Here is a 10,601-nt window from a genome sequence, read left to right as displayed (position 1 = left end):
AAGCACCAACAACGAACCGCTAAGCCCTAATCTAGCCAGACTTAAGAGCGAATTTAATCAATTCCTCTACCGTCAGGTCGTTGCCGTGCTTGCGCTGAATCTGGTCGAGCGACTTTTCGGCCGCTGCCCGCGCGAAGCCCAGCATCACTAAAGCGGCTAACGCCTCCGAGCGGCCGGTATTGTGTGACTTAGCCAGCGGCACGGTATCGATGCCGGCTTTGGCCAGCAACTCGTCTTTGCGCAGCTTGTCTTTCAGCTCCAGAATCACGCGCTGGGCCGTTTTGGGTCCTACGCCCTTGATGCTCTGGATGGCCCGCACATCTTCACTCACAATGGCCTGCCGGATTTCGCCCACCGACATCGACGACACCATCACGATGCCCGTGCCCGGCCCGATACCCGATACCGAAATGAGCAGCATAAACAGCGCCTTTTCGTTGGGGTCGAGGAAGCCGTAAAGCGTCTGGCCGTCTTCCTTGATGTGCTGGTAGGTATAGAGCTTGATTTTCTCCTCCTCGGCCGGCAGCTTGGAGTAGGTGGCCAGTGAAATCCGGATTTCGTAGCCGATGCCCTGCACGTCGAGAATGGCCTGGGCGGGGTCTTTGTAGGCGAGCTTGCCGTCAACGTAAGCAATCATGCGGGATGGGAGCGGAGTAGAGGAAACGGGTGGAACCGGCCGAACGCGACTGCAACCGGTTTGGTGCCAAGTTAGGCACTTTAGGAAGGAGTGTGAAGGGGAAGTGAGGATAAAGACGTGAGTGCAGCAAGGGGCCAGAAGCAGAAACGTCATTCGGCGCATGCTGCACTGAATGACGTTCTTCTCTATTTCTTAAGCCCTACAGCCCCTTGCCGCCCGGCTGCTGGGCGTCGACTACGGCAATGGCGGCCATGTTCACGATTTCGCGCACCGAGGCGCCGAGCTGCAGAATGTGCACCGGCTTGCGCATGCCCATCAGCACCGGCCCGATGGCCTCGGCACCCCCGATTTCCTGGAGCACTTTGTAGGCGATGTTGCCGCTGATAACGTTAGGGAAGATGAGCGTGTTGGCCCCGCCTCTGGCCGCCAGCGGCGAGAAGGGATACTGCTCCTGCAGCAGCTCGGGGTTGAGGGCCGTGTTGGCCTGCATCTCGCCATCAATCAGCAGGTCGGGGTAGCGCTGCTTGGCCATTTCGGTGGCGCGGCGGGCTTTGTCGGGCAGCTCGCCGGGGTTCGAGCCGAAGTTGGAGTAGCTGATAACGGCCACCCGCGGCTCGGCGTCGAAGAACTTCACGGCCCGCGCCGTCAGCCCGATAATGTCCACCATTTCCTCGGCCGAAGGGTCGATGTTAACGGTCGTATCGGCGAAGAAGAACGGCCCTTTTTTATGCTGGATGATGTACATCGAGGCTACCCGCTTGGCGCCCTCAGCCACCCCAATCACCTGCAGCGCTGGCACGATGGACTTGCCGTAATCCTTGCTTAGGCCCGTAATAAAGGCATCGGCATGGCCGGCTTCCAGCATCATGGCCCCAAAGTAGTTCCGCTCGCGCAGCAGCCGACGGCCCTCATAGATCGTAATGCCCCGGCGCTGCCGCTTCTGGTAGAACAGCTCGGCGTACTCTTCGCGCTTGGCTTCCTCGCGAATGATGTCGATGATTTCGCAGCCTTCCAGATCGAGCGAGGTTTCGGCCGCGATGCGCTCAATTTTGTTGCGGTTGCCCAGCAGAATAGGAAAGGCAATGCCCTCCTCGCGCAGAATCTGGGCGGCCTTGAGCGTTTTGTAGGTGTCGCCCTCGGCAAATACCACTCGCTTGGGGTTGCTACGCGCCGCCGACGTCATGCGGTTCATCAGTTTCTGGTTCACGCCCAGCCGCGCCCGGATGTCGTCCTCGTAGCCCGCCCAGTCGGTAATGTGCACGCGGGCCACGCCGCTGTCCATGGCCGCTTTGGCCACGGCCGGGCTCACGGTGGTAATCAGGCGTGGGTCGAGGGGTTTAGGAATGAGGTAGGTGCGGCCGAAGCTCAGTGTATTGTCGCCGTAGGCGCGGTTCACCATTTCGGGCACCGCCTCCTTGGCCAGGTCCGAGAGGGCGCGCACGGCGGCCAGCTTCATTTCCTCGTTGATTTCGGTGGCCCGCACATCCAGCGCCCCCCGAAAAATGTAGGGGAAACCCAGCACGTTGTTCACCTGGTTGGGGTGGTCGGTGCGGCCGGTGGCCATAATGAGGTCGGGCCGGGTGGCCATGGCTATTTCGTAGCCGATTTCGGGGTCGGGGTTGGCCAGGGCGAATACAATAGGGTCGGCGGCCATCTTCAGCAGCCACTCGGGCGCCAGCACGTTGCCGGCCGACAGGCCCAGGAACATGTCGGCCCCTTCCAGCGCCTCGGCCATCGTGCTGATGGGCCGCTCGGTGGCGAAGAACCGCTGCATGTCGGCCAGGTCGGTGCGGGCCGGTGTAATGAGGCCGTCTTTGTCGAAGACCACCACATTCTCGCGCCGCACGCCCAGCGCTAGGTACAGGCGCAGGCACGAAATGGCCGCCGCGCCCGCCCCGCTCACTACCAGCTGAATCTGCTCAATCTGCTTGCCCACCACTTCCAGCGCGTTCAGTAGCGCCGCCGACGTGATGATGGCCGTGCCGTGCTGGTCGTCGTGCATGAGCGGAATGTTCATCTGCTCGCGCAGGGCCGTCTCAATCCGGAAGCATTCGGGGGCCTTGATGTCTTCCAGGTTGATGCCACCAAACGTCGGCTCCAGCGACTTCACGATGCGGATAAACTCGTCGGGGTCAGTGGCGTCAATCTCAATATCGAAGCAATCGATGCCCGCGAACTTCTTGAACAGTACGCCCTTGCCTTCCATTACCGGCTTAGATGCTTCGGGGCCGATGTTGCCCAAACCCAGCACCGCCGTGCCGTTGCTGATAACGCCCACCAGATTGCCTTTGGCCGTGTACTTGTACACGGCATCCTTGTCGGCAGCAATTTCCTTGCACGGCTCGGCCACGCCCGGCGAGTAAGCCAGGGCCAGATCGAGCTGGGTACTCACGGGCTTGGTCGGCACCACTTCAATTTTGCCGGCCGGCGTGCGGGAGTGGTAGTCGAGGGCGTCCTGTTTGTTTATTTTGAGCATGAGGCAGGGCAGAAGATGAGCTTCCGAAGAAAAGAACAAGGCAGCAAGATGCGGCAAAATGAGCCAGCTTCAAAGGTCCAAGCCCCACCCGGAACCGAAAAGCCCCGAACCGGGCAGGGTTCGGGGCTTTCTGAACAAGAGGAGTTAACGTGCTGCTAGGGCTTGATGGGTAGGTTGGTGAACTCCCCGCCCACGACGACTACACTATTTCTGACCGGCAAATTGGGCAACAATCCCGCATAGGGGTCCGCCACGTTCTTGAAGGTTATTTCGTAGCTGCCGCTGATAAGGTTCCGGGACCCGTCGTAGGCGGTAATTACCACGCTGCCTTCGGTAGTGCAATCACGACCTCGGTGAATTCTGCTCAGCCGGGTAGTGGGAGTAAGGTCATAGCTCAGCGTGTAAGTGGTCTGCACTTCATCAACCACTGGCGCCTGCGCCGATTCGGAGACAAATGCTCCCAGTTTGCCGGGGAAGCTACTTGGCATCATAAACCGTACTTGGTTTACCGGCAGATTTCCTGAGCTCAAATACAGTGTAATACGGCCGTTTTCCCAGGCTGCCCGTCCCAGTAAATCTTTGGGAGAGTGGCTGATTCCACCCGACTCGCGGCTGGTGGGGTAACTCACCGAGCTGTACATTTCGTAAGTCGCAACAGGTGCCACGTACGGGACCGGATCAGCATTCTTCTGGCACGAAGCGCCGGCCAAACTTAAAACAGCCAGCACTAGAGAGGGGAGAAGTTTACGCATATTAATAGGATAAGGAATAGAAAGAAACATTGCGTGAATGCCAACGAGCCGGAAACAGATCTACTGGATTTTCAGGTTGGTAAACGACCCCGTAATTTCCACGTTGCAGCGCAGCGCATCGCCGCTGGAGCTGTTACTATCGGCCGGGTCAGATACGTTTTCCAGCTGTGCCTGGTAGGAGCCGGTCAGCAGTTGCCGTTGGGCATCGTACCCCGTAATGGTTAGCTGGCCCCGCATGTTGCGGTAGGTGGCGCTGTTGATAAAATTTGCGGCTCGCGACCTGAAAAAGGTATACACACTGGCTACCGGTGCCGCAGGGCTGGCCAACGTGCGGAGCTCGTAGACGCCGACAAACGCGGTTGTCAGGCTGGAACGCGGCACCGTGAAGCTGATGGCATCCTTGCCCTCGATTGCGTCGAAATCCAGCTGCAGCTTATCGGTGGCGAGCGTAACGGTGCTTTGCAGCGTCTTCTGCGAATAACTCTGCTCATTGTTGAAGCGGTTGGTCGACAGGTAGGTGGTGGAACGCAGCATCTCCACTTCTGCTTCCGGTACACTGGGCTGTGGGTCATTCTCTTTCTGGCAAGCAGAAATAAATAGCGAGGAAGCGAATAGCGCAGATAATGCTAGGCCTTTGAACATGATAACGGGAGGTAATTGTGGAAGGATAAAACTGGTAAATCTAAAGTTGTGCCAATTTCGGAAGAATAGTTCCCCAGCAGTTCGTTTTTCATTGAATTCCCTCACGCTTGTAGCAGATCTGCCGCTTGAGGTCACTAGAATGTCGCCATAAATCTCTCATATAAAGAAAATGAAGCCCGATGGCGTACCCATATCGAGTACGCCATCGGGCCTTACTTATTTCCTTCGGCCAGCAGATGCCTCGCTGGCTCCTGGAAATTCTCCAATGAGTAGCGAAGGGTGCTGAAATAAGAATCGGTTTTCTCAGCCGCCTACTACCAGCTTCTGACCGGGCTGCACGGCATCCGACTTCAGATTGTTCAGCTCCCGCAGGCGTTGCACGGTCAGGCCCTGGTAGCGGCGCGAGATGTTGTAGAGCGTGTCGCCGGGCTGCACCAGGTGCAGTGGCGGTGCGGCTGGCAATGCCACGGCCGCCGCCGGAGTAGCCGGACGGGCCGCGCGCCGCACGGGAGCCTGGGCGGCGGCAGCTACGTTGCGGGTCGCCTCCGTGAGGTCGGCTACCGCTTCATTTGCGGCTGCTTCCGGCGGGGCTTTCAGCGTCAGTTCCTGGCCGGGCTGCAACACGTAGCTGCCGAGCTGGTTCCAGTCCTTAAGCTGCGCCACGGTCAGGCCGTTGGCGGTGGCAATCTTCTCCAGAAAATCACCCGGCTTCACCACGTAGCTGCCCGGAGTAGCATCGTCGGTAGCTGCTGAAACTGCGGCCACCGCCCGGCGTACCTCAGCGGCCTGTTTGGCCGGAACGCGGGCTGCCGTTTCGGCTGCCGAATCAGGTTCGGTGGCCGGAGCTTCCGAAGTGGCTTTGGTAGCGGCTACCCGAGTCGGCACTACCGCCGGCCGAACTACAGCGGTAGCCGAAGCGGTGGCGTCTGGCTTAACTGCCGGAAGCGCCCGGAACAAAACCAGTTGCTGCCGGCCTGCCAGCGAGGCGCTTGTGCCCAGCTTGTTCCAGCGGCGCACCTGGGCCGGACTCACCTTGTAGCGGGCTGCCACCGAATTCACCGTTTCGCCGCGCTTCACCGTATGGCGCAGGCGCTCAAAGCGTGGTTCGGCCGCCGCCGTTGCCGCGGATGAAGCAACCGCTGAGTTGCGAACTGGTAGCGGCATAGTGCCGCTCAGGGCCACCAGGCGTGGGGCCAGCGGGCGAGGCAGGTCGGCCAGTGGCCGGCAGTAATCAAACAGCGCCTCACGGCTGGCTACGGCTAACGCAGGGCGGGCGCTGGCAGGCACTTTCAGCACGTAGGGACGATAGCCGGCCGGCAGGTAGGGCTTGCGCAGCTCCGGGTTGAGGCGCAGCAGCGCCAGCGAATCGGGGGCACCGATGGCCTGCGCCAGGCGCGTCAGGTCGAAGGGCCGCCCACCCAGCTGCAGCGTATCCGTTGCCTGGGCGTACTGGTAGTTGAGCGTGGGCGCGTGCAACTGGTGCTCCTTGGCATACTTCATGGCGTACATGATGGCCGTGAAGGTGGGCACATAGTTGCGGGTTTCAGCCGGGAGGCTATTATGCACTTCCCAGTAGGTTTTTTTGCCGGTGCGCTTCACCACGCGCTGCATGTTGCCGGCCCCCCAGTTATAGGCAGCCAGCACCATTTCCCAGTCGCCGAACACCCTGTATAGGTAGCGCAGGTGCTTGCAGGCTGCTTCGGTAGCTTTTTCGGGGTCCATACGCTCGTCCACCCAGTCGTCGCGGTGCAGGCGCAGGTCGTTGGCGGTAGGGCCCATAAACTGCCATAGCCCGGTAGCGCCCACCCGCGACTTAGCCGTCGGAATCAGGGCCGACTCCACCACGGCCAGGTACTTGAGGTCGAGGGGCAGGTTGTATTTGGCCAGGTGCTTTTCGAAAAGCGGAAAGTAGAGGTTCTCGCGCTCCAACACCCGCTGCGTGTAGCCCCGCTGCCGCTCGGTAAACAGCTTCACGAAGCTCATCACGTGGTTATTGAACACGTGGGGTACATCAGTTTCAAAACAGCCCACCCGGTCGCCCACCAGGTCGCGCAGCTCGGGTGGGGTGCGCAGCCACACCAGCTTCGCCGAGTCGGGGGCTACGGGCGCGGCGGCCAACGAGTCGGGCAGCAGCGGTAAAGCAGTCAGCACCGAATCAGGCGGCAGGACAATCGGGGCGTTTGAAGCGCCGGGCCGCACCTGGGCCCGGGCGGCGGGTACCAACGTGCAGGCCAGCAAAACGGGAGCGGCAAACCGCAGCAACTTCATCATGCTAACTCACTCAAAAGGACAATGGCCGGTGGGCCCAAACGCAAAACGCTGAGCCACAACCCAGCGCTTTGCCAAAAATAGCACAGTTTATCAGAACTCCCAGCTCTTTGACTTAAAGTAGCACTTCAACCACAAGCTGCTAGCAATTAGCTGACAGCCGTTACCTGTTGTTCGGTGGGCAGCAAGTGGTAGGGTGAAGCTAAAATTTCAATGAGCTGGCGAAAGCCAGCAGCTGCGACTCGCGGAAAGCTCCGGCCAGCACCTGTAGGCCAATCGGGAGGCCCTGCGAATCGAGGCCGTTGGGCACCGAAATGGCCGGTACGCCCGCCAGCGAAGCTTGTACCGTGAAAATATCGGCCAGATACATGGATAACGTGTCCCGGTCTTCGTCGCCTATTTTGAAGGCCGTGGTGGGCGTGGTGGGCAGTACCAGGAAGTCGTAGTCACGTAGTAACTCATCGGTTTTCTCCTTGATGAGCCGGCGCACCCGCTGGGCCTTGGTGTAGTAGGCATCGTAGTAGCTGGCGCTCAGCACAAACGTGCCCAGCAGAATCCGGCGCTGCACTTCCGGCCCGAAACCCTGCGAGCGGGTTTTCTTGTAGAGCGACTCTAGGTCCGTAACGTCGGGGGCGCGGTAACCAAACTTCACCCCGTCGTAGCGGCTCAGGTTGGAGCTGGCCTCGGCCGTGGTCAGGATATAATAGGTTGGCACAATGAAGTCGAGGTACGGAAACTCCACGGCCTCCACCACATGGCCCTGACCGCGCAACTGCTCCAGCGCATTTTCGGTGGCTGCCTTTATTTCGGGGTTGAGACCGGGGCGCACCAGGCAGTCCTGGATGTAGCCGATGCGATAATGGGGCGCGGGCGTCAGCTCCTGGCTGTAGGCGGGCACCGGCTGCTGGCTCACAGTGCTGTCGAACTGGTCGGAGCCGGCCATTACTTCGAGCAGCAGGGCCGCATCTTCTACCGAGCGGGTAAGCGTGCCAATCTGATCAAATGACGAAGCGTAGGCCACCAGACCGTAGCGAGAAATGCGCGAGTAGGTGGGTTTGAAGCCCACGATGCCGCAGAAAGCCGCCGGCTGACGCACCGAGCCACCCGTGTCGGAGCCAATCGAGGCCAGGCACATATCGGCCTGTACGGCTACGGCCGAGCCACCCGACGAGCCGCCGGGCACCCGGTCGGGGGCAATAGCATTGCGGGCCGGTCCGAAGTAGGAGCTTTCGTTGGAGGCGCCCATGGCAAACTCGTCGCAGTTCTGGCGGCCAATCAGGATGGCGTCCTCATCGAGCAGGCGCTGCACGGCCGTGCCGGTAAACAACGATTTGAAACCGTCAAGGATGTGGCTGCTGCTTTGCAGCGCGTGGCCTTCGTAAGCCAGCACATCTTTCAGGCCGATAACCATGCCGGCGAGCTTGCCGGCCGTACCAGCAGCCAGCTTCGCATCGACGGCCACGGCCTGGGCGCGGGCCTCCTCGGGCCACACTTCCAGAAAAGCATTGAGGTTTTCCTGCCGGGCGATATTGTCGAGGTAGTGCTCAACCAGCTGCTGGCACGATACAGTGCCGGCAGCAATGTCGCGGCGTACTTCGGAAAGGGAATCGAAACGTCTCAAGACGAAGAAATTAAAGGGGAGGCCTGCGAAGCGAGGCGGAAGCGCGAAAATAGCACCATCACCGCTAAAAACAGAACCGCCGGCAGATTTTGGCTGCCGGCGGTTCGGGTATTACGTAATTGGAAGCTACTGAAACTAGCTCGTCTGATCGAGGCGCGAGCGTTCGGGCTCCGTGGCTAGTGGCTCGGGCGTTACAACGGGCGCAATACCACCGTCCATGGGCGGCGCTATAACAGGGGCAGCTTCGGCTACCGGCGCAGCGGGCTGGTAGGCCTGCTGTGGCTGGTCCTGAAACTGCTGCTGGTAAGGCTGCTGGGCTGGCTGACCGTAGTTCTCTACCTCGCTGCGAATCTCGCGGGAGGCGTCTTTGAACTCACGTATGCCCTTACCTAGCCCGCGGGCTAATTCAGGAATCTTGTTGGCTCCGAAGAAAATCAGGATGACAACCATGATGAGCATAAGCTCAGCACCACCGATGTCACCTAAAAACAGAAAGACAGGCATTTGCATAACGAAAGGGGTTATTGACGGGGCGCAGCCGGGTCGTTGGGGTTAACCGGGTTTACAGGCCGGTCGCGGAATTCTGGCTTTTCCTCCTTCGAGGCGTCCTTGAACTCGCGGATTCCCTGACCCATGCCGCGGAACAACTCCGGAATGCGCTTGGCGCCGAAAAGCAGGATGATGGCTAGACCGATAAGCAGGATTTCGGTACCACCAAAGTTACCGATTCCGAGCAGGAGGGTGGCAAAGTTCATATGTAGCAGACCCGAAGGCCAGAATTAGAAGGTCAAAGAAGAGTATACGCAACACATACGTAGGCAGATTGTAAAGGTACCCCATAATTTGAAAAACAGTTCCGCAAACCCAGCCATATCACTACGGCTGGTACAGCCCACCGCGTTTTCAAACCGCTCCGCATGCCGAGCGAAGAAACCCAACCAGTAAAGGGGGCTATTGATCCGGTAAAAGACCTGCTTTATCGGTTTTGTCCCTCTTAGATGGAGCGACCTGCGTTATTTAGTGTCTCCAGAAGGCAATTTCTCCTTCATATTTTACTGCAATACTATGCTGTTGGAAGAAACAACTTCCTCCTCCCGAGCACAGGCCGGACATTCACGGGCTCAGGAGATTCGGCGGCTCGCGGCCCTGCAATCCTATGAAATCATGGATACTGCCCAGGAAACCGCCTTCGACGACTTGGCGCGGCTGGCCTCTGTGATATGCAACACGCCCGTATCCCTGGTTTCGCTGCTCGACGGTGAGCGGCAATGGTTTAAAGCCCGCACCGACTGCCATTGGCCCGCTAGCACGCCCCGCGAGCTGGCGTTCTGCCAGCACGCCATTCAGGGCCGTACGCTCTACGAAGTAGAAGATGCTGCCTGCCATCCTTTGTTCGAGCACAACCAGCTAGTAACCGGCGACCCTAACATCCGCTTTTATGCCGGCTACCCCTTGCTCACGCCCCAGGGCGATGCGCTGGGGACACTCTGCGTTATCGATACCGTGCCCCGCCGCCTTACCGACGGCCAGCGTGATGCCCTGGCCGTGCTGAGCCGCGAGGTGGTAGCCCACCTGGAACTGCGCCGTGCCCGCCTCGAGTTGGAGCAGGAGCGCCGTAAGCTCGACGACCTGCTGCGCTTGGCCAATGATACGGCCGAGAGCCTGTACCTCAGCAAAAGCCAGAACGAAATCTTTATCAAGCAGGATAGCAAGCTGCTACGCCTGAAAACAGCCGACATCCGCTATGTGGAGGCGTTGGGCGATTACGTAAATATTTACGCAGGCTCCGAGCGATATACCATCTACAGCACCATGAAGGAGCTGGAGTCCAGGCTGCCGACCCGCGACTTTGCCCGGGTGCATCGCAAGTACATCGTGCGCCTCGACCGCATCATCACCATCGAAAGCGACGCGCTGCTGGTGGAGGCCGACCGTGGTGCCGAGGGTGGCCCCAGCCTGCTGCCTGTACCCATCGGCAACTCATTTAAAGCCGGCCTGCTAAGTCGCCTCAACCTCGTTTGAGCCAGTTAACCCGGCCGCAACGCATGAATAGCGCTTTTCACCGAGAGAAAAAGGGTATTGGGCGAAATTGAGGCCGGGAGGCTTCGCACTCCAGTATCTTTCGTCCGGTTATCGGGAGCTTACCCTACCAGCGGTGGTTAGTTATAGCCACACGCCGGTAGCGGGGGATTCTGGTAGCTAAGT

9 protein-coding genes are annotated in these 10,601 nt (G+C 59.5%); 1 reads left to right on the top strand and 8 read right to left on the bottom strand.

The window, feature by feature from the left end:
• Nucleotides 1-31 precede the first annotated feature (31 nt).
• The 8 genes from ruvA to HW556_RS00950 all read right to left on the bottom strand — a co-directional run bounded on the left by ruvA (nt 32) and on the right by HW556_RS00950 (nt 9,151).
• A complete protein-coding gene (gene ruvA / locus HW556_RS00985) occupies nt 32-637 on the bottom strand; it encodes a Holliday junction branch migration protein RuvA (protein WP_176897149.1) in 606 nt (201 codons plus the stop codon).
• A 199-nt stretch (nt 638-836) separates the two neighbouring features.
• Nucleotides 837-3,113, bottom strand: coding sequence for an NADP-dependent malic enzyme (locus tag HW556_RS00980; RefSeq protein ID WP_176897147.1), 2,277 nt, complete (start codon nt 3,111-3,113; stop codon nt 837-839).
• Between the two features lie 155 nt (nt 3,114-3,268).
• Nucleotides 3,269-3,865: a hypothetical protein gene (locus HW556_RS00975; protein WP_176897145.1), complete on the bottom strand. Its 597-nt coding sequence runs from the start codon at nt 3,863-3,865 to the stop codon at nt 3,269-3,271.
• Between the two features lie 60 nt (nt 3,866-3,925).
• Nucleotides 3,926-4,399, bottom strand: a complete 474-nt coding sequence (locus HW556_RS00970) for a hypothetical protein (RefSeq protein ID WP_176897143.1) — start codon at nt 4,397-4,399, stop codon at nt 3,926-3,928.
• Between the two features lie 411 nt (nt 4,400-4,810).
• Nucleotides 4,811-6,778, bottom strand: a complete 1,968-nt coding sequence (locus HW556_RS00965) for a LysM peptidoglycan-binding domain-containing protein (RefSeq protein WP_176897141.1) — start codon at nt 6,776-6,778, stop codon at nt 4,811-4,813.
• A 199-nt stretch (nt 6,779-6,977) separates the two neighbouring features.
• Entirely contained in the window at nt 6,978-8,396 is a 1,419-nt protein-coding gene (gatA, locus tag HW556_RS00960) for an Asp-tRNA(Asn)/Glu-tRNA(Gln) amidotransferase subunit GatA (protein ID WP_176897139.1), read from the bottom strand.
• 135 nt (nt 8,397-8,531) lie between these two features.
• A complete protein-coding gene (locus HW556_RS18880; RefSeq protein ID WP_176897137.1) occupies nt 8,532-8,906 on the bottom strand; it encodes a Sec-independent protein translocase subunit TatA/TatB in 375 nt (124 codons plus the stop codon).
• An 11-nt stretch (nt 8,907-8,917) separates the two neighbouring features.
• Complete coding sequence (locus HW556_RS00950; protein WP_176897135.1) at nt 8,918-9,151, bottom strand: Sec-independent protein translocase subunit TatA/TatB; 234 nt, start codon at nt 9,149-9,151, stop codon at nt 8,918-8,920.
• Between the two features lie 409 nt (nt 9,152-9,560).
• Between HW556_RS00950 and HW556_RS00945 the strand changes: the two genes are divergently transcribed.
• A complete protein-coding gene (locus HW556_RS00945) occupies nt 9,561-10,418 on the top strand; it encodes a GAF domain-containing DNA-binding protein (RefSeq protein ID WP_176897133.1) in 858 nt (285 codons plus the stop codon).
• Nucleotides 10,419-10,601 lie beyond the last annotated feature (183 nt).

Source organism: Hymenobacter terrestris (genome assembly GCF_013377905.1).
GTDB lineage: Bacteria > Bacteroidota > Bacteroidia > Cytophagales > Hymenobacteraceae > Hymenobacter > Hymenobacter terrestris.
Note: the sequence above shows the minus strand (reverse complement) of the source record. Positions and strands in the feature narration are given on the sequence as shown.

Excerpts from the sequence above, each read along its gene's own strand:
- HW556_RS00945 (WP_176897133.1), top strand. The coding sequence starts at position 9,561 with ATGGATACTGCCCAGGAAACCGCCTTCGACGACTTGGCGCGGCTGGCC.
- ruvA (WP_176897149.1), bottom strand. The coding sequence starts at position 637 with ATGATTGCTTACGTTGACGGCAAGCTCGCCTACAAAGACCCCGCCCAG.
- HW556_RS00975 (WP_176897145.1), bottom strand. The coding sequence starts at position 3,865 with ATGCGTAAACTTCTCCCCTCTCTAGTGCTGGCTGTTTTAAGTTTGGCC.
- HW556_RS00965 (WP_176897141.1), bottom strand. The coding sequence starts at position 6,778 with ATGATGAAGTTGCTGCGGTTTGCCGCTCCCGTTTTGCTGGCCTGCACG.
- HW556_RS00980 (WP_176897147.1), bottom strand. The coding sequence starts at position 3,113 with ATGCTCAAAATAAACAAACAGGACGCCCTCGACTACCACTCCCGCACG.
- HW556_RS00950 (WP_176897135.1), bottom strand. The coding sequence starts at position 9,151 with ATGAACTTTGCCACCCTCCTGCTCGGAATCGGTAACTTTGGTGGTACC.
- HW556_RS18880 (WP_176897137.1), bottom strand. The coding sequence starts at position 8,906 with ATGCAAATGCCTGTCTTTCTGTTTTTAGGTGACATCGGTGGTGCTGAG.
- HW556_RS00970 (WP_176897143.1), bottom strand. The coding sequence starts at position 4,399 with ATGCTGCGTTCCACCACCTACCTGTCGACCAACCGCTTCAACAATGAG.